The sequence below is a fragment of the Caballeronia zhejiangensis genome (genome assembly GCF_022879815.1).
Lineage (GTDB): Bacteria > Pseudomonadota > Gammaproteobacteria > Burkholderiales > Burkholderiaceae > Caballeronia > Caballeronia zhejiangensis.
The window spans coordinates 2,021,084-2,039,786 of the sequence record NZ_CP084283.1; the positions used below are offsets into that span (position 1 = coordinate 2,021,084).

Annotated in this window: 22 protein-coding genes; 2 read left to right on the forward strand and 20 right to left on the reverse strand. The window is 63.1% G+C overall.

Annotated elements, in window-relative coordinates; genetic code table 11:
* Positions 1-39 precede the first annotated feature (39 nt).
* The 15 genes from lepA to LDZ23_RS09765 all read right to left on the reverse strand — a co-directional run bounded on the left by lepA (position 40) and on the right by LDZ23_RS09765 (position 13,614).
* Positions 40-1,830, reverse strand: a complete 1,791-nt coding sequence (gene lepA, locus LDZ23_RS09695) for a translation elongation factor 4 (protein ID WP_008342093.1) — start codon at positions 1,828-1,830, stop codon at positions 40-42.
* Between the two features lie 135 nt (positions 1,831-1,965).
* Complete coding sequence (locus tag LDZ23_RS09700) at positions 1,966-2,226, reverse strand: glutaredoxin family protein (RefSeq protein WP_008342094.1); 261 nt, start codon at positions 2,224-2,226, stop codon at positions 1,966-1,968.
* Between the two features lie 5 nt (positions 2,227-2,231).
* Positions 2,232-3,764 carry a DegQ family serine endoprotease gene (locus LDZ23_RS09705; protein ID WP_008342096.1) on the reverse strand — a complete coding sequence of 511 codons (1,533 nt, stop codon included), beginning with the start codon at positions 3,762-3,764 and terminating at the stop codon, positions 2,232-2,234.
* A gap of 22 nt (positions 3,765-3,786) precedes the next feature.
* Complete coding sequence (locus tag LDZ23_RS09710; protein WP_008342097.1) at positions 3,787-4,830, reverse strand: MucB/RseB family sigma factor regulatory protein; 1,044 nt, start codon at positions 4,828-4,830, stop codon at positions 3,787-3,789.
* A 4-nt stretch (positions 4,831-4,834) separates the two neighbouring features.
* Positions 4,835-5,473 carry a sigma-E factor negative regulatory protein gene (locus tag LDZ23_RS09715; protein ID WP_244807472.1) on the reverse strand — a complete coding sequence of 213 codons (639 nt, stop codon included), beginning with the start codon at positions 5,471-5,473 and terminating at the stop codon, positions 4,835-4,837.
* Positions 5,474-5,554: 81 nt separating this feature from the next.
* On the reverse strand, positions 5,555-6,154 hold the full coding sequence (gene rpoE / locus LDZ23_RS09720; RefSeq protein WP_008342103.1) for an RNA polymerase sigma factor RpoE: 600 nt from the start codon (positions 6,152-6,154) through the stop codon (positions 5,555-5,557).
* A gap of 96 nt (positions 6,155-6,250) precedes the next feature.
* Positions 6,251-6,706 carry a protein YgfX gene (locus LDZ23_RS09725; RefSeq protein WP_008342105.1) on the reverse strand — a complete coding sequence of 152 codons (456 nt, stop codon included), beginning with the start codon at positions 6,704-6,706 and terminating at the stop codon, positions 6,251-6,253.
* 31 nt (positions 6,707-6,737) lie between these two features.
* Entirely contained in the window at positions 6,738-7,976 is a 1,239-nt protein-coding gene (gene fabF / locus LDZ23_RS09730) for a beta-ketoacyl-ACP synthase II (RefSeq protein ID WP_008342106.1), read from the reverse strand.
* A 143-nt stretch (positions 7,977-8,119) separates the two neighbouring features.
* The gene (gene acpP, locus LDZ23_RS09735) at positions 8,120-8,359 is read right to left on the reverse strand and encodes an acyl carrier protein (RefSeq protein WP_004197638.1); all 240 of its coding nucleotides are present in this window, start codon (positions 8,357-8,359) and stop codon (positions 8,120-8,122) included.
* 250 nt (positions 8,360-8,609) lie between these two features.
* Positions 8,610-9,350, reverse strand: coding sequence for a 3-oxoacyl-ACP reductase FabG (gene fabG, locus LDZ23_RS09740; protein ID WP_008342246.1), 741 nt, complete (start codon positions 9,348-9,350; stop codon positions 8,610-8,612).
* Between the two features lie 11 nt (positions 9,351-9,361).
* Positions 9,362-10,294, reverse strand: a complete 933-nt coding sequence (gene fabD, locus LDZ23_RS09745; protein WP_008342248.1) for an ACP S-malonyltransferase — start codon at positions 10,292-10,294, stop codon at positions 9,362-9,364.
* Between the two features lie 121 nt (positions 10,295-10,415).
* On the reverse strand, positions 10,416-11,405 hold the full coding sequence (locus LDZ23_RS09750) for a beta-ketoacyl-ACP synthase III (RefSeq protein WP_008342249.1): 990 nt from the start codon (positions 11,403-11,405) through the stop codon (positions 10,416-10,418).
* Positions 11,405-12,556 (reverse strand): phosphate acyltransferase PlsX, encoded by a 1,152-nt coding sequence (plsX, locus tag LDZ23_RS09755; protein ID WP_033537090.1) that lies wholly within the window; start codon positions 12,554-12,556, stop codon positions 11,405-11,407. The genes LDZ23_RS09750 and plsX overlap by 1 nt, the downstream gene beginning before the upstream one ends.
* 138 nt (positions 12,557-12,694) lie before the next feature.
* Positions 12,695-12,874, reverse strand: a complete 180-nt coding sequence (gene rpmF, locus LDZ23_RS09760) for a 50S ribosomal protein L32 (protein WP_008342254.1) — start codon at positions 12,872-12,874, stop codon at positions 12,695-12,697.
* A 119-nt stretch (positions 12,875-12,993) separates the two neighbouring features.
* Complete coding sequence (locus tag LDZ23_RS09765; protein ID WP_008342256.1) at positions 12,994-13,614, reverse strand: DUF177 domain-containing protein; 621 nt, start codon at positions 13,612-13,614, stop codon at positions 12,994-12,996.
* Between the two features lie 322 nt (positions 13,615-13,936).
* On the opposite strand from LDZ23_RS09765, the gene LDZ23_RS09770 reads away from it, so the two are divergent.
* Entirely contained in the window at positions 13,937-14,554 is a 618-nt protein-coding gene (locus tag LDZ23_RS09770) for a Maf-like protein (protein ID WP_008342258.1), read from the forward strand.
* On the forward strand, positions 14,551-15,270 hold the full coding sequence (locus tag LDZ23_RS09775) for an SAM-dependent methyltransferase (RefSeq protein WP_008342260.1): 720 nt from the start codon (positions 14,551-14,553) through the stop codon (positions 15,268-15,270). The genes LDZ23_RS09770 and LDZ23_RS09775 overlap by 4 nt, the downstream gene beginning before the upstream one ends.
* A 3-nt stretch (positions 15,271-15,273) precedes the next feature.
* Here the strand turns inward: LDZ23_RS09775 and LDZ23_RS09780 are convergent, their stop codons facing one another.
* From LDZ23_RS09780 to LDZ23_RS09800, 5 genes are read right to left on the reverse strand one after another with little or no spacing between them, the layout of a single operon-like run.
* Positions 15,274-16,236, reverse strand: coding sequence for a S49 family peptidase (locus LDZ23_RS09780; RefSeq protein ID WP_008342262.1), 963 nt, complete (start codon positions 16,234-16,236; stop codon positions 15,274-15,276).
* Between the two features lie 25 nt (positions 16,237-16,261).
* Complete coding sequence (locus tag LDZ23_RS09785) at positions 16,262-16,636, reverse strand: Rieske (2Fe-2S) protein (RefSeq protein WP_008342264.1); 375 nt, start codon at positions 16,634-16,636, stop codon at positions 16,262-16,264.
* Positions 16,633-17,292, reverse strand: a complete 660-nt coding sequence (locus tag LDZ23_RS09790; RefSeq protein WP_008342265.1) for an HAD-IA family hydrolase — start codon at positions 17,290-17,292, stop codon at positions 16,633-16,635. The genes LDZ23_RS09785 and LDZ23_RS09790 overlap by 4 nt, the downstream gene beginning before the upstream one ends.
* Positions 17,293-18,291 (reverse strand): RluA family pseudouridine synthase, encoded by a 999-nt coding sequence (locus tag LDZ23_RS09795; protein ID WP_033537091.1) that lies wholly within the window; start codon positions 18,289-18,291, stop codon positions 17,293-17,295.
* 45 nt (positions 18,292-18,336) lie between these two features.
* Positions 18,337-18,693, reverse strand: coding sequence for a hypothetical protein (locus LDZ23_RS09800; protein ID WP_144403826.1), 357 nt, complete (start codon positions 18,691-18,693; stop codon positions 18,337-18,339).
* Between the last annotated feature and the right edge of the window lie 10 nt (positions 18,694-18,703).

An 18,703-nucleotide genomic window follows, 5' to 3' on the forward strand; every position in this document is an offset into this window, starting at 1 on the left:
CTTCCGGTTGTTATCGTTGTTTGCTTCGCCGTGCGCGCGTTACTCGTCGACGCGCAGAATCGCCAGGAAAGCCTCTTGCGGGATTTCGACAGAGCCGACCTGCTTCATGCGCTTCTTGCCGGCCTTCTGCTTCTCGAGCAGCTTCTTCTTGCGCGAGATGTCGCCGCCGTAGCACTTCGCGAGCACGTTCTTGCGCAGCGCCTTGATGTTCTCGCGCGCGATGATGTTCGAGCCGATGGTCGCCTGGATCGCCACGTCGTACATCTGACGCGGAATCAGTTCGCGCATCTTCGACGCCACTTCGCGGCCGCGATGCTGGCTCTGCGAACGGTGCACGATGACCGACAGCGCATCGACCTTGTCGCCGTTGATGAGCATGTCGACCTTGACGACATCCGCCGCGCGATATTCCTTGAACTCGTAGTCCATCGACGCATAGCCGCGCGACGTCGACTTCAGGCGGTCGAAGAAGTCGAGCACGATTTCCGCCATCGGGATTTCGTAGGTCAGCTGCACCTGACGGCCGTGATACTGCATGTTGATCTGCGAGCCGCGCTTGGCCGTACACAGCGTGATGACCGAGCCGACATATTCCTGCGGCATATACAGATTCACGGTGACGATCGGCTCGCGCACTTCCTCGATCTTCTGCGGCTCCGGCATTTTCGCCGGATTCTCGACCATGATGGTCGTGCCGTCGCGCTGCTCGACCTCGTAGATCACCGTCGGCGCGGTGGTGATGAGGTCCATGTCGAATTCGCGCTCGAGACGCTCCTGCACGATTTCCATGTGCAGAAGGCCGAGGAAGCCGCAACGGAAACCGAAGCCGAGCGCCTGCGACACTTCCGGCTCGAACTGCAGCGACGCGTCGTTGAGCTTCAGCTTTTCGAGCGATTCGCGCAGCGCGTCGTACTGATTCGCCTCGACCGGATAGAGCCCCGCGAACACCTGCGGCTTCACTTCCTTGAAGCCCGGCAGCGGCTCGGTGGCCGGACGGCTCGCGACCGTGACGGTATCGCCCACTTTCGCGGCCGTCAGTTCCTTGATGCCCGCGATCACGAAGCCCACCTGCCCCGCCGACAATTGCGCGAGATTCGTGGACTTCGGCGCGAACACGCCGACATGCTCGACCGGGTATTGCGCGCCGGTCGCCATCATCTTGATCTTGTCCTTCGGCTTGAGCGTGCCGTTGACGATACGCACCAGCATCACGACGCCGACGTAGTTGTCGAACCACGAGTCGATGATGAGCGCCTGCAGCGGCGCGTCCGGATCGCCCTCGGGCGGCGGCACTTTCGCGATCAGCGACTCGAGCACGTCCTCGACGCCGAGACCCGTCTTCGCGCTGCAATGGACGGCGTCCGCGGCCTGAATGCCGATCACGTCCTCAATTTCCGCGATCGCGTTTTCGGGGTTCGCGGCCGGCAGATCGATCTTGTTGAGCACCGGCACGACTTCGACGCCGAGTTCGATGGCCGTGTAGCAGTTCGCCACCGTCTGCGCTTCGACGCCCTGCGACGCATCGACGACGAGCAGCGCGCCTTCGCACGCGGAGAGCGAGCGGCTGACTTCGTAGGAGAAGTCGACGTGCCCCGGCGTATCGATGAGGTTGAGGTTATAGACGCGGCCGTCGCGCGCCTTATAGGTCAGCGCCGCGGTCTGCGCCTTGATCGTGATGCCACGTTCGCGCTCGAGGTCCATCGAATCGAGCACCTGCGCTTCCATCTCACGGTCGGACAGGCCGCCGCACAACTGGATGATGCGGTCAGCGAGCGTCGACTTGCCGTGGTCGATGTGCGCGATGATCGAGAAGTTACGAATATGATCCATTCAGTGCCGATCGTGCCAAAAAAAGCGAAAAAGGCGCGCCCTCACCAACGCGGAGCACGCCTTGAAAATTTGGGGAAAACTTGAGCATTTTAGCCGAAAACGGGGGTGCCCCGGCGGATTTCGCCTGCGCCGCCCTCACCGACCGCGCGCGAGCAGCGCTGCGTGTACCGCGTCGGCGTCGAGCCGGTACTGGCACAGCTCGACGCCATCGAGCGCCAGAACCGGCACGCGTTCGTCGTAGCGCGCTTCGAGCAGCGGATCTTCGTCGATGTCGATCCATTCGATCGGAATGCCGTGTTGCGCGGCGATCGGCTCGAGTTCGGCCCGCATGTCCTCGCACAGATGACACCAGGCGCGCCCGTACAGAATAAAGGCCGCACCTGGCTTCGACGTCATCGCGCTTATTTCTGCGCCGGCACGCGCGGGCGCACCGGCACGAACTGCGTGTTGTCGCCGCGACGCACGAGAATCGCGACCATCTTGCTCGCGTCGAGGCCCTGCGCGACTTCCTGGAACTGCTTGGCGCTCGTGATATCCGTATCGCCGATACGCATGATGATGTCGCCCTTCTGGAAGCCCGCGCGTGCCGCCGGTCCCTCGACGGCATCGACCTGAACGCCGCTCGACAGCTTGAGCGCCTTCTTTTGATCTGCCGGAATGTCGCTCACCGCCATGCCGAGCGAATTGCTCGCGCGCTCCTTCGGCTGCGGCGGTTTCTTCTGCTCGGTCTTCGCGACCTTGTCCGGCTGCATTTCGGCGACCGTGATCGACAGATCGCGCGTCTGGCCCTTGCGCCAGATCGTGAGCGTGGTCTTCGTGCCGGGCTTCGTATCGCCGACCATGCGCGGGAGATCGGTCGCGGTCTCGACGTTCTGACCGTTGAACTTGAGGATGATGTCGCCTGGCTGCACGCCGGCCTTGTCGGCCGGCCCGCCCGATTCGACGCTCGACACGAGCGCGCCTTGCGCTTTCGGCAAGCCCAGCGAATCCGCGACGTCCTTCGTCACTTCGCCGATCGCCACCGCGATGCGCCCGCGCACCACCTTGCCCGACGTCTTCAGCTGATCGGCGACGCGCATGGCTTCGTCGATCGGAATCGCGAACGAGATGCCCATGAAACCGCCCGTGCGGCTGTAAATCTGCGAATTGATACCGATCACCTCGCCCGCCATGTTGATGAGCGGACCGCCCGAGTTGCCCGGATTCACGGCGACATCGGTCTGGATGAACGGAAGGTAATCGCCCGTATCGCGCCCCTTCGCGCTGACGATGCCCGCGGTCACGGTGTTGTCGAGGCCGAACGGCGAACCGATTGCGAGCACCCACTCGCCGACGCGCACCTTGTTCGAATCGCCGATGGTGATCGCCGGCAGGTTCGATGCGCTGATCTTCACGACGGCGACGTCCGTGCGCTCGTCGACGCCGACGAGACGCGCCTTGAATTCGCGCTTGTCCGTGAGTGTGACGTAGATGGTGTCGGCATCGTCGACGACGTGTGCGTTGGTCATCACGTAGCCATCGGTCGACAGGATGAAGCCCGAGCCGACGCCACTGCTCTGCTCCGAGTTGTCCTGGTTGTCGTCGGGCGCGTTGCGGCTGCCGCCCTTGCCCTGATCGCCCTGACTTCCGCCGCCGTTATTTCCGCCGCCACCTCCACGAGGCGGCTGACCCGGCATCGGAATGCCGAAGAAGCGTCGGAAGAATTCCGACATGTCGCCTTCATCGAGACCGGGCGGCAGGCCGCGCAGATCGCTGCCCGAACCGACGCGCGAGGTCGTGCGAATGTTCACGACCGAGGGCCCCACCTTGTCGACGAGCGTCGTGAAGTCCGGCAGGTTCACCGTGGGCACCGCTGACGCAGATTGCGATACGAACGGCAGGCACACGGCGAGCGCCGCGGCCGCGATGAACTTGCGCAGCGAGAAGTTGCTCATAGGTTGGAGGCCGGGATCTGGATTACTTGGAAGGCTTGTATTCTATGGTAGAAGCAAATTGCTGCAATGTGGCTTGCGGCACTTCACCCAGCAAGGTGATCCAGAAATCCCCGCGGCGCTTCACCAGAACGTGCGTCGCTCCGCTATTGCCCGCGCCTTCCTTGCGCGTATTTTTCTCCACCGGCTCGACGAAAACCGAGATCGTCGCGAGACCGTCGGAGAACACGGCCTGATCGACCGGAATCGGCGGCTGGCCTTGCTGGCTCGACGCCATCGGACGGCGCAACTCGCGAATCTTGCGAAAGCCCGCGATAGTCGGCGTCAGTTGCCAGCCCTGCGCTTCCATGTCGACCGGCTGCACGGGCGGCCGCACGACGGTCCAGCCCGACGTGTTGCGAATGCCGTTCGCGATCGGCGCCTTGTCGATCGGCCCGCCAATACGTACCTGAGAGAAAGAAAGCTGCTCGAGGACTTGCCCGTCCGGATCGAGCGTTTGCGCGCGCAGCAGCAAGCCGGTTTTCGCATCGGCCCACAGCTTGTAGGCAAAACGATAGGAATCTTTCGGATCGAGCTCCAGCACCTGGCTTTCGATCCCCGCGACGCGGTCCGTGCCCAACAGCTTCGGATCGTAGACGGAAAGCACCTGATCGCCACTCGTCGACAACAGCGCCGGGAACGAATCCCGGTTCTGCCGATGCTCGACCACGAGCAGATGACGCTCCGGCACGAAGGTGAACATGTCGTCGTCGTGACGCAGCATCTTGCGCGGCGCGCCGTCGAGACTTTCGAGCGATTCGTATTCGCCGTCACCGCGCGTGGCGACGTGCGTAATGCGCGACGACTGCACCGTCGCGCCACGCTGGTAGACGAACGTGCCCTCGTAATTCTGCTGCTGGGCCGCTTCGTGGATGCGGTTGAGCAGAGTGGCGGCTGTCTTGCGGGCGGTGGCGGGATCGTCTCCCTGAGCGAACGAGCTCGTTGCCGCCGTCAACAACGCGGCTGCGCAGAGCATCAATGCCGGCAGCCGCCCCCAATATCTTGTTTTATTCAACCGCACACTCAGCATCAAATTATTGGCCTTGCGTTATAGCCGCCGCGCGAATCAGGGGCATCGAACCGGGCATCGCGGGCTGCTGGGAGAACTGCTGATGCGCTTCGAGATACTGATCGAGATTCGCGTCGCGGATGATGTTCGCTTCGACGATCGGCGTACGCGTGGTCACCGCGGGCACCGACGCGAGCGCCACCCGCTGCATCGACGAATCCGCCGGCGCGACGCTCGCCACCTGCGCGCCCGAGTTGCGATCGACGCCTTGCAGCTGCGGCACGACGATCCATGTCAGCGTAGCGGCCGCCGCGGCAACCGCGAAGGCCGGCATCACGCGACGGCGCAACATGCCGCCCCGCGCTTTCGTCGTCACGCCCGGCAATGCAGCCGGCGCGAGTACGTGCGCCTCAGCTTCGAAACGTTCGGAGAATGCGGCCATGAACGCGCTGCTGCGCGCCGGGCTGACCGCGAGATCGTCGGAGCGCAAGGCGTCGCCGATCAGGTGATATTCCGACCACGCCGCGCGTTCGTCGCCTTTCAGATCCGCGAGAAACTGGCTGATGCTGTGAATTTCGCCGAGCGCTTCGCCGTCGACGAAAGCCGACATGCGCTCGCCGCGCGAACCCGCCTGTGTTTGATTCTGCACCGAGACCGACCCCATGATGCTCCCCATCTTTGACCACACCCCGTTGTGACACCACCAACCCAGATATCGCGTCCCTGCCCCGAGGGTTTTCGCCGCCTACCAGCGTTTGCCTTCGGGAGTGTCCAACAACGGACGCAATTTTGCCGCAATGGCTTCGCGAGCACGAAAAATTCTCGATCTGACGGTGCCGATCGGGCAATCCATCATTTCGGCGATTTCCTCGTAGCTCAGTCCTTCAATCTCCCGAAGCGTGATGGCGGTGCGCAATTCCTCGGGCAGCAACGCCATCGCGGCGTTGACAGTCTGAGCGATCTGCTTGCTCATCAACATCGACTCGGGCGTGTTGATATCCCTTAGTTGGTCCGCGTCGGAGAAAGTTTCCGCTTCTTCTGCATCGGCTTCGGTAGAAGTGGGAGCGCGGCGGCCCTGAGTTGCAAGATAGTTTTTTGCCGTATTGACAGCAATGCGGTAAAGCCAGGTGTAAAACGCCGATTCGCCGCGAAACTGCGGCAGCGCGCGGTAGGCCTTGATGAAGGCGTCCTGGGCGACGTCCTCGACCTCGGCGGGGTCGCGCACGAGGCGCGAGATCAGTCGAATGATCTTGCGGTGGTATTTGGCGACCAGCAGTTCGAACGCGGCCTTGTCACCCTTCTGGACACGTTCGACCAGCAATTGGTCGATTTCTTTTTCACTCACCTGGGAAATCCGATTAGCTTGGGGAAGTTGCGCGGACGGCTATTGTAGCGTTACCGCCTGTAAGGCTACCGGAACGCTCATGCGCCGTTACAGTCGTTACAGGTGGGACGCTGCGGCGCGGCGAGCCTGGACCGAGAGCTGGCGGAAGGTGTCGGCATCGACGGAATCGGCCGCGACGACGAGCGTTTCGCGCCGCCCGCGCGTATCGCAAAGCGTCAACGCGATGAGGCGTCCGCTCCATTGCGCGCACCCAGCGATGCTCGTGTGGCGCATCTCGCCGCTTCGGTTCCAGATCGTGATGCCGTCGGAAAGAAGGCCAATCGCCGATGGCTGGGCGTTCATCCACCGGTACGACGCCAGCCCGAGCACCGCCAGCGCCGCCGCGCAAGCCACGGCGGCGTGCCCCGCGTGCTCCGCATGCGCGAAAACGCACTGGAACACCGACGCTCCCGCAACGGCTACGAAGCCGAGCATTGCGCCCCGCAAGAAACGCGACGGCCGCATCGCGACGCCTGCGTCACGATGCGGCCGATTCACACACACGCTCGCCATATGGATCCCCGCGATGACGAGCGCGCCGAGCTCAGTGGCGCTTGAAGACGAGCGAGCCGTTCGTGCCGCCGAAGCCGAACGAGTTCTTGACCGCCACGTCGATCTTCATCTCCCGCGCGGTGTTCGCGCAGTAGTCCAGGTCGCACTTCGGATCCTGATTGAAGATGTTGATGGTCGGCGGCGACACCTGATTGTGGATCGCCAGCACGGTGAACACCGACTCCAGGCCGCCCGCGCCGCCCAGCAGGTGGCCGGTCATCGACTTGGTGGAGTTCACGACGACCTTCTTCGCCTGATCGCCGAGCGCACGCGTGATGCCGATCGTCTCCGCGATGTCGCCGAGCGGCGTCGACGTGCCGTGCGCGTTGACGTAGTTCACTTCATCGGGATTGATGCGCGCGTTCTTCATCGCGTTGACCATCGCGCGGCGGCCGCCGTCGCCGTCTTCCGGCGGCGCGGTCATGTGATACGCGTCGCCGCTCATGCCGTAGCCGAGCACTTCCGCGTAGATCTTCGCGCCGCGCTTCTTCGCGTGCTCGTACTCTTCGAGCACCATCACGCCCGCGCCTTCGCCGAGAACGAAACCGTCGCGGTCGGTGTCCCACGGACGGCTCGCCGTCGCGGGATCGTCATTGCGCTGCGAGAGCGCGCGCGCTGCCGCGAAACCGCCGATGCCGAGCGGGGAAACCGTGGCTTCCGCGCCGCCCGCGATCATGACGTCCGCGTCGCCGTATTCGATCAGTCGCGACGCCTCGCCGATGCAGTGCAGGCCGGTGGTGCAGGCCGTGACCATCGACAGATTCGGGCCTTTCAGACCGAAGCGGATCGAAAGATGGCCGGAGATCATGTTGATGATCGACGCCGGCACGAAGAACGGCGAAATACGGCGCGGGCCGCGATTGAGCAGTTCGGTTTGCGTGACTTCGATCATCGGCAGACCGCCGATGCCCGAGCCGACCACGACGCCCACGCGCTCCGAGTTTTCATCGGTGATTTCGAGGCCGCTGTCCTGCATGGCCTGCACGCCCGCGGCGAAACCATAATGGATGAACGTATCCATATGGCGCGCCTCTTTGGCGGGCATGTAGTCTTCGATATTGAAGCCCTTCACCTCACCGGCGAAACGCGTGGAAAAGTTCGTCGCGTCGAACTTCGTGATATTGGCGATGCCCGACTTGCCCGCGACCAGATTGGCCCAGCCGTCGGCAACAGTATTGCCGACAGGCGATACGAGCCCAAGGCCTGTAACAACAACTCGACGACGGCTCACGGTAACCCCTTATCCATAAAATGACGAAAAACAAAAGCCACAGCGGCCACAGGAAACCGCCCTGTGTGCCCTGTGGCTGTCAAATCGGTTTGCAGCGACGATGCATCGAGCTGATTGACGATGAGTCGCTGGCGCGTCCGGCCTTAGGCCTTGACGTTGGCGCGCGCGTAGTCGATCGCTTGCTGAACCGTGGTGATCTTTTCGGCCTCTTCATCGGGAATTTCCATGCCGAATTCGTCTTCCAGCGCCATGACGAGTTCGACCGTATCGAGCGAGTCAGCGCCCAGATCGTTCACGAACGAAGCTTCGTTCTTGATTTCGGCTTCCGCCACGCCCAGTTGTTCGGCGACGATCTTCTTCACGCGCTGTTCGATGTTGTCCATGCAGCCCTCCGAGGGGAAAAAAGTTCAAAAATACAAGTGCGCGCATTTTATCAGGTTTGGACCCGCAAAATACGACGCGTCAGTTCCATGCTCCACCGTGTCCTGCCCTTCATCAAGAGGGCGGCGGCCGGCATTGCATCGATTCTTCACTGCCGCGCGAAAGCGGTACGCACGTTGCTCCTTCGAGCATTTTGCGCGCCCGTTCCGGCGCGGATATTAAGCGAAATTCTGCGAAATGCCTATTAAGGCCTTACATGTACATGCCGCCGTTCACATGCAGCGTCGTGCCGGTGATGTAACCGGCGAACGGCGAGGCCAGGAATGCCACAGCATGCGCGATATCTTCGGGCGCGCCCAGTCGGCCAAGTGGGATAGACGCGGTGAGCGCGGTGCGCTGCTCTTCCGGCAGGACCTTGGTCATGTCGGTGTCGATGAAACCGGGCGCGATGCAGTTCACGGTGATGCCGCGGCTGCCGATCTCACGCGCGAGCGCGCGCGTCATGCCGGCGACGCCGGCCTTTGCCGCCGCGTAGTTGGCCTGGCCAGGATTGCCCGACGAACCCACCACCGACGTGATGTTGATGATGCGGCCGCCGCGCGCCTTCATCATCGGGCGCAGCACCGCGCGCGAAAGACGGAACACCGCGCGCAAGTTCGTATCGATGACGGCGTCGAACTCGTCGTCCTTCATCCGCATCGCGAGCTGATCCTTCGTGATGCCCGCATTGTTGACGAGCACGTTCAGCCCGCCGAATTCCTTGACGATGCCGTCGATGAACGCATCCGCCGCGGCGGCGTCGTTCACGTTCAGCACCGCGCCACGGCCCTTGCCGCCCGCTTGCTGCAACGCTTCGATGATGCTCGCAGCACCGCTTTCGCTCGTCGCCGTGCCGATGACCGTCGCGCCCTGCTTCGCGAGTTCGAGCGCGATCGCGCGTCCGATGCCACGCGACGCGCCCGTGACGATTGCTACCTGGTTTTGCAGATTCATGTTGTTCGTCCTTAGCCAGCGATCAGTTTGCGCGTTTCTTCGAGCGATGCCGGATCGAAGATCGAGCCGCCGACGAGATTACCGTCGATACGCTTCGTCAGGCCCGCGAGCACCTTGCCCGGACCGCATTCGATGACGTGCGTGATGCCGTCTTTCGCCATCGCCTGCACGCACTCCACCCAGCGCACTGGACCGGCGGCCTGACGCACCAGCGCGTCCTTGATCGCGGCGGGATCGGAGACGATCGCGACATCGACGTTATTGATCAGCGGAATCTGCGGCGCCTTCACTTCGACCTTGGCGAGATAGTCGCGCAACTGATCCGATGCGGGCTTGAGCAGCGAAGAGTGGAACGGCGCGGACACAGGCAGCGGCAGCGCACGCTTCGCGCCCTTCGCCTTCGCCAGCTCGCACGCTTTCTCGACGGCCGCCTTCGAACCGGCGATGACCACCTGCGCCGGCGCATTGAAGTTCACCGCTTCGACGACGCCCGCCGACGAGGCTTCAGCGCACACGGCGCGCACGGTGTCGTCGTCGAGGCCGAGGATCGCGGCCATGCCGCCTTCGCCGACCGGCACCGCGTTCTGCATCGCCTGCGCGCGAAAACGCACGAGCGGCACGGCGTCCGCGAACGCGAGCGCGCCCGCCGCGACGAGCGCGGTGTATTCACCGAGGCTGTGACCAGCGACGAGCGCAGGCTTCAGGCCCGTTTCCTTTTCCCACACGCGATAAATCGCATACGCGGCCGTCAGCATGACGGGCTGCGTGTTCGTCGTCAGGTTCAGCTCTTCTGCCGGGCCTTCGGCGATCAGCTTGCCGAGATCCTGGCCGAGCGCGTCGGAAGCCTGCTGCACGGTCTCGCGCACGATCGCGTGATCGGCGAATGCGTTGAGCATGCCGATGGACTGCGAGCCTTGTCCGGGGAAAACGAACGCAAATTTCATATCGTCCTCGTTGATTGGAATGATCCGCGATGTCCTCATGGACCGCGCGCTGGAGGAGCGCGCGGGGTCAGCGATGAAGAGGGATCAGTTACGAATTGGGTAGAGGGATCTGATCGGCGAATCAGTAGCGGATGACCGACGCGCCCCACGTGAAGCCGCCGCCCACGCCTTCGATGAGAATGTTGTCGCCGCGCTTGATGCGGCCGTCGCGCACCGCGACGTCGAGCGCGAGCGGAATCGATGCCGCCGACGTGTTGCCATGCTCGCCGACCGTCACGACCATGCGCTCCGGCGGCAGATGCAGCTTGCGCGCCGTGCTTTGCATGATGCGGATGTTGGCCTGATGCGGAATCAGCCAGTCGATGTCTTCAGGCGTGAGCTTCGCCTTGTCGAGCGCTTCGAGCGCGACCTTTTCGAGCACGTTGACCGCGAGCTTGAACACCGCTTGCCCGTCCATGTGCAGGAACGCGCTGCCCTGAACCACGCCGCCGTTCACGTTGCCCGGCGTGCAGAGAATGTCCGAATAGCTGCCGTCCGCGTGCAGCGCGCTCGACAGCACGCCCGGCTCATCGGACGCCTGGAGGATGACCGCGCCCGCGCCGTCGCCGAACAGCACGCACGTGGTGCGATCGTTGAAATCGAGAATGCGCGAGAACGTCTCCGCGCCGACGACGAGCGCCGTGCGGTTCAGGCCGCTGCGAATGAAGCTGTCCGCCGTCGCGACGCCGTAGGCGAAGCCGGAGCACACCGCCTGCACGTCGAAGGCCGCGCCGTTGTTCTTGATGCCGAGCTTGTTTTGCAACAGGCACGCCGTGCTCGGGAACACGAAGTCAGGCGTGGAAGTCGCGACGATGATCAGATCGATCGATTGCGGATCGATGCCCGCCGCCTCGATCGCCTTCTGCGAAGCGATCAGCGCGAGATCGCTCGTGGTTTGATCCGGTGCTGCGAAATGTCGCGCGTGAATGCCGGTGCGCGCGACGATCCATTCGTCATTGGTCTCGACGCCCTGCTTCGCGAGACGGTCCGCCAAGTCCTGATTCGTGACACGCTCGGACGGCAGATAGCTGCCGGTGCCCAGCACGCGAGAGTAAAGATTGGATTGAGCCATTATGCCTTCGAATGTAGCGCAGTACCGGACTCGCCCGGCGGGTTCGGCTGCGAGTTTGGCTGTGGGTTCAGCTGTGAAGCGGCCTGCTGGATCGATTGATCCGCGGCCGCCGACGCGGGACCGTTCGCGTCCGCCTCGCGCGCGGCGGGAGCGTTTTCTTCCATCGCGCGCACCAGGCGTTCGAGCACGCCATTTTTGACGGCATCATACCCGCGTTTGATGGCCCACTCAAACCCGAAGGCCTCGGCCGAACCGTGACTTTTGATTACGAGCCCGCGCAGGCCGAGCAAGGCCGCGCCGTTATATTGCGCCGGATCGACACGCCTCTTGAAACGCTTCAGCACGGGCAGCGCGACGAGCGCCATCAACTTCGAGGCGAAGTTGCGGCTGAACTCTTCCTTGATCATGTCGGCGAGCATTTTCGCGAGACCTTCGGAGGTCTTCAGCGCGACATTGCCGACGAAGCCGTCGCACACGACGACATCGGTCGTACCTTTATAGATGTCGTTGCCTTCCACGTTGCCGTAGAAGTTGAGCGTGCTCGCGCGCAGCAGTTCGCCCGCGCGCTTGATCGTTTCGTTGCCCTTGATGACTTCTTCGCCGATGTTGAGCAGACCGATCGTGGGCCGTTCGCGCCCTTCGATCGCCGATACGAGCGCGTGGCCCATCTCCGCGAACTGCAGCAGATGCTCGGGTTCGCAATCGACGTTGGCGCCCAGGTCGAGCACCGTGGTGTAGCCCTTCTGGCTCGGCATCGCGAACGCAATGGCAGGCCGCTCGATACCGGCGAGCGTCTTCAGCACATAGCGCGACACCGCCATGAGCGCGCCGGTGTTGCCGGCGGAAATGCAGGTCTGCGCCTCGCCCTCTTTCACGAGATTGAGCGCGACGCGCATCGACGAATCTTTCTTCTTGCGCAGCGCGACTTCGACCGGGTCGTCCATCGCGACGACTTCGCTGGCGGGAACGACGGTCAGACGCGGCTCGTCGGAAGCCTTGTACTTCTTGAGCTGAGCGCGGATGGGCTGCTCGAGACCGACGAGCATCAGGTGCGCGTCGGGATGCGAGCGCACGAAATTGACGGCAGCGGGAACGGTCACGGCCGGACCGTGGTCGCCTCCCATGCAGTCGATGGTTATCTTTACAGTCATGGAACGCGACGAATTTCGGACACAAAAAAGCGGCAGTGAAATGCCGCCTTCTCGTCGTACCGGGAAAGTGTCAAGAGCGAGTTGCGCCCGCGCGCCCGTGGAATGATTCCGGCGGGCGCATCGAGCGTCGATGAACGCTTAGTCGTTCTTCGTCTTGATGACTTTCTTGCCACGATAGTAGCCGTTCGGGCTCACGTGGTGGCGCATATGCACCTCGCCCGTGCTCGGCTCGACAGCCAGCGGAGCCGTCGGGAGGAAGTCGTGGGAACGGTGCATGCCGCGCTTCGACGGCGACTTCTTGTTTTGCTGAACTGCCATGATTACTCCAGAAAAATTTTGCGAATTCTAACACAGCCCGATCCGCCGACAGCCCTCGGCCGTTCGGCCATCGGGTGCGCACATCGCGCTACCAGTTTGTTGCGTGCTACAAAACCATTTCAGTGCTTCTTGCCGTCGGAGCCGCCCTTGAGCTTCTCCAGCACGGCAAACGGATTCGGCTTTTCGTCTTCATCCGTCACATCGCTTTCATCCGGCTCGTCGTCCGCCGTGCCCGGAAGCAGACTTTCGTGCGTCTCGGGACATACGTTGTGCTTGGGCACGAGCGGCAAGGACAACAACAACTCCTCTTCGATCAAGTCGACGAGATCGAACTGGCGCGAGCCCACGATCACTTCGACTTCATCGTCGTCGAGCGGAAATTCGTCCGCTTCTTCTTCCGTCGCCACGATCCGATATGTCGCATCGACATCGAGATGCTGCGAATACGGCTGAAGGCAGCGCTGGCACGTGAGCCACACCGAACCGTGCACCGCAAGACGCAGATACGGCTGCGGCGCCTCCGTGCCGTCGTCCTGCAATTCCGGCTGGGTCGAGCCCTCGCCTTGCCAGGTGAACACGGTATCGCCGTCTGGCACATCAGCCGGCACTTCGGCTAACATGCGCGGCATCTGCGACACACGCAGCGCGCCGGCCGATTGCCTGCCGCTCTTGGCGAATTCGTAAATGTCGAGCGCGCGCGGATCGGCGGGGCTCACAGGTTTGCCAGGATTCTGAGTCATGTGCGCTCCTGCTTGGCCTTACTTGGGTTAGTGCTACCGGTGAGTGCTCAGTATGCACCGCGACTCGGCTTAAATGCAGCTTCGATGCAGGCCCGACTTGCCCGAATTTGCCCCAATGTGCATCTGGCCGGCATCATGCTGTCTGACCTCGTGCTTTCTGACTCTTCGGCTCGACCGGTTTCATCGATGACAGGAGAGCCTTCGCCCGCGCACGTACCGATGAAAAGCCCAAAATCATATCGGCTTTATTCTTTCGAGTCAAATACTTAAGGGCTGAATCGCAGCCCGTCGTTTTTACACCCTTTTTTGTCCGGTTCGTCTCATGTCTGAAGCTTCGAAATCGCCGCCACGCCTGATTCTGGCGTCCAGTTCACCTTATCGGCGCGAATTGCTCGAACGCCTGCGCATTCCGTTCGACGTCGTGTCGCCCGATATCGACGAAACGCCGCTCGCCAACGAAACGCCCGAAGCGACCGCGGTTCGGCTCGCGATCGCCAAGGCGCGTGCGGCGGCCGGACGGAGCGGCAACGACGCGAACGCCCTCGTGATCGGCTCGGATCAGGTGGCGACCTTCGACGGCAAGCAGATCGGCAAGCCCGGCACGCACGAGAAAGCCTTCGCCCAGCTCCAGGCGATGCGCGGACGCAGCGTCGAATTCCACAGCGCGCTTTGCCTGTTCGACAGCCGCACGGGCGACGCGCAATCCGCCGATATCGTCACGCGCGTGCGGTTTCGTCGCTATTCGGACGCCCAGATCGAGACGTACCTGCGTGCCGAAACGCCGTACGACTGCGCCGGCAGCGCCAAGGCGGAAGGCCTGGGCATCGCGTTGCTCGAAGCGATCGAATCCGACGATCCCACCGCGCTGATCGGCCTGCCGCTGATCGCGCTGACCGGAATGCTCGCGAACGCCGGCTATCCGGTGCTGGAGGCGGCATGAGCGGCGTTCTCTATCTGATTCCGAACACGCTCGGCGAAGGCGACGCCGACGCTCTCGCCCAAGTTCTGCCCGAACCGGTGCGCGGGCAGGCGGCCGCGCTCGCGTACTACATCGGCGAAAACGCCAAAACGACGCGCGCCTTTCTGAAGAAAGTGGGCACCGAACGTCCGATTCAGGAAATCGAGGTGCGCGAGCTGAACGTGAACACGCCGCCAGCGGAAATCGACAAGCTGCTCGCGCCGATCCTCGCCGGCACCGACGCCGGCCTCGTCTCCGAAGCGGGCTGTCCCGCCGTCGCCGATCCCGGTGCGTTGCTCGTGCGGCGCGCGCATCAGCGTGGCGTGAAGGTCGTGCCGTTCGTCGGACCGAGCTCGATCTTGCTCGCGCTGATGGCTTCCGGCATGAACGGCCAGAGCTTCGCGTTCAACGGCTATCTGCCGGTCGATGCCGGCGAACGCGCGAAACGGCTGCGCGAGCTGGAGCAACTGTCGCGCAAGGCCAATCAGACGCAGATTTTCATTGAGACGCCCTATCGCAATAAGGCGATGCTCGACGCGCTCATCGCTGGCTGCGCGCCGTCGACGCTCATTTGCGTCGCCGTCGATCTGACGCTGCCGGGCGAAAACATCGTCACGCGCACGGCGGCCGACTGGAAGAAGCAGGCCGCGCCGGACCTGCATAAGCGCCCGGCGATCTTCCTCTTGCTGGCTTCGTAAAACTCAGCGCAACTGGGGCTTGCCGCCGAGCGTGAGCGCGCGCATGGCGGCATCGCCCACGGATGCGCCGAAGCGCCGCACCACACGCTCGCTGATGCTTTCCTTTTGCGTGTAATCGACGATATCCGGCTGCTTGATGACCTCGCGCGCGACATAGCTGGCGTCGCCGAAACCATCGGCGAGACCGAGCTCGACGCTCTTTTCGCCGGTCCAGAACATGCCCGAGAACAGCTCCGGATCGTCTTTCAGACGCTTGCCGCGCCCGAGCTTCACGGCATCGATGAACTGCGTGTGGATCTGATCGAGCATTTCCTGCGCGTGCGCGTTCATCGCGGGTGTTTCCGGCGAGAACGGGTCGAACGCGCCCTTGTTCGCGCCCGACGTGTGCATGCGGCGCTGGATGCCGAGCTTGTCCATCAGGCCCGTGAAGCCGAAGCCGTCCATCAGCACGCCGATCGAGCCGACGATGCTCGCGCGGTCGACGTAAATCTTGTCCGCCGCCGCCGCGACGTAATAGCCGCCCGACGCGCACATGTCGTCGACGACCACGTACAGCGGCGTCTTCGGATACTTCGCGCGCAGCCGCCGGATTTCGCCGTTGATGATTCCCGCCTGCACCGGACTGCCGCCCGGACTGTTGATGCGCAGAATCACGCCCGCCGTGTTCTCGTCCTCGAACGCGCTCTGTAGCGCACCGTCGATGTTGTCGGCGCTGGCATCGCTGTTCGCGGAGATCTCGCCCTGCAGATCGATGAGCGCCGTGTGCTTGCCAGCCTTCGCGGCACGATCGCCGGTGAAATCGAACACGCCCCAGGCGATCAGCGCGATCACGCCGAGAAACAGGAAGCGAAAGAAGATGCGCCAGCGACGCGCGGCGCGCTGCTCGCGAATCGCGGCGAGCGCGATGCGTTCGAGCGCTTCGCGCTCCCAGTTGTCGTTATTGCGCGGCGGAATGTTGTCGGACATGCGTCGTGGATGTGTAGAGATTGAATCAGGCGGGACGCACGGCGTCGTCGGGCAGCCAGAAGACCGCGCGCCCTTCCGGCGTGTCGCGCTCTTCGACCGTCACGGCCCGCAGGCGCGCGCCGCGGCAAGGACCGCCGACGCATTTGCCGGTATCGGGCTCGTAGATCGCCCCGTGCGTCGCGCACATCAAGTATAGGCCCGAGCTTTCGAAGAACTGGCCCTCGTTCCAGTCGAGCTCCATCGGCACGTGCGCGCACCGGTTCAGATAACCGAACGCTTCGCCGCCGTATCGGACGAAGAACACGACCGCGTCGCCGCTCGCTTCGGTCGCGTTGACGCGCACGCCCGCGCCGCCATCGACGAGTTCGTCGGACGCGCATACCCGCACCGGTTCGCTCATGCGTGCTCCCGCAGCCAGCCGGCGAGCGACGCGACGCTGTCGGCGCAGTACTGCGGCTTGAGCGCCGCGAGAGAATCGGCCGGATGCGCGCCATAACCGACGCCGACGCCCGCCGCGCCCGCGTTGATCGCCATCTGCAGATCGTGCGTCGTGTCGCCGATCATCACCGTGCGCCCGAGATCCTGCCCGAGCTCGCGCGTGAGTTCCTGCAACATTGCGGGATGCGGCTTCGAGAACGTTTCGTCCGCGCAGCGCGTGCTGTCGAAGAGGCTCGTGAGCCGCGATTCGTCGAGCGCGCGATTCAGCCCGACGCGGCTCTTGCCCGTCGCGACCGCGAGAAAATAGCCGAGATCGCGCAATTCCTGCAGCAGTTCGCGCACGCCGCCGAAGAGTTCGGTTTTCTGGCCCATCGTCAGGAAATGGAAGCGGTAACGTTCGGCCAGGCGCGGATAGTCGGACGGATCGAGCGTCGGCGCGCATATCTGCAGCGCGTCCTTCAGGCCGAGGCCGATCACATAGCTCGCGGATTCATCGGCGGGAACCGGCAGCCCGAGGTCGCGGCACGCGGCCTGAATGCTGCGCGTGATGTGGACGGTCGAATCCATCAGCGTGCCGTCCCAGTCGAAAACGATCAGATCGAATTGCTGCCGCGCCATTTACTCGGTCTCCCGGTTTTTCAGTTGTTCGATGAACCGTTTGCACTCGACGGGCAGCGGCGCTTCGAATTGCAGCGGCTCGCCCGTCGCCGGGTGCGTGATTTTCAGTCGATACGCGTGCAAAAACATGCGTTTCAGCGACGGCTTCGCGCTCGGGCGGGCCAATTCCTTGTTCAGCGTGAAATCGCCGTATTTGGCGTCGCCCGCGATCGGCAGGCCGATGCTCGCCATGTGCACGCGAATCTGGTGCGTGCGGCCGGTTTTCAGCTCTGCCTCGACCCACGCGTAGTCGCGCCAGCGCTCGATCAGATTGAAGACCGTATGCGACGGCAGCCCGTTCTCCTGGATTCGCACGCGCCGCTCGCCATCCGCTGCGACATATTTATGCAACGGCGCCTTGACGATGCGCCGGCGGCCCCAGTCGCTCTGCCAGTCGCCGTGACCGCACGCGTAATAGCGCTTGTCGACCCGATTTTCGCGAATCTGCTCGTGCAGCCCGACGAGCGCCTGGCGCTTCTTGGCGAGCATGAGCACGCCCGACGTCTCGCGATCCAGCCGATGCACCAGTTCGAGAAATTTTGCGTGCGGCCGCGCATTGCGCAACTGCTCGATGACGCCGAACGCGACGCCGCTGCCGCCATGCACCGCGACGCCGGACGGTTTATCGATGACGATCAGATGGTCGTCCTCGAAGAGAATCGGGAATTCGGCGGCGGGCGCGTTCGACGACACCGGCGCCGCGTCCTGCTGCGCGATGCGGATCGGCGGCACGCGCACGAGATCGCCCAGTTCGAGCCGGTAAGCCGCGTCGATGCGTCCCTTGTTCACGCGCACTTCGCCACTTCGGAGAATGCGGTAAATATGGCTCTTCGGGACGCCCTTGCAGACGCGCAGCAAAAAATTGTCGATCCGCTGACCGGCGGCCGTTTCGTCGACTTCGATCATCGACACTTGTTCGCTTGCGACCTGTTTATGGGATGTTTTGCCTAACTCATTCATTCTGAATATAATTTGCGAGCAGCCTGAAAAGGTCGACGCTTAGGATCAAGCAGCGGCCGAATTATTCAGACTGTATCGGTGCAAGCGATAAACCATCATTTTACTTGCGCCCAAGGTCGGTTGCTCACCCGGAAAATCGAGAGCGACGAGTTGCACGCACGGCGATATCACCGGCAAGGACGGAGCCCACAGGCGCGTTCGGTCGAGTCGATCGCCGACGGTAACGGATTTTTGGTCAAAAAGAATTTTATCGGCGAGAAGCGACGGCGCCCGGCAAAACCGGATGCCAGCCCGGATCGACCCTGCCGTCGAGCGGGAGAAAAAGGCAAATCGACGCTCGCCGATTTTGCGAACAACTGACGGCGAAATCGCTGCTGCGCTGATTTCTGCGAAGCGCGACAACGCCGCAAAC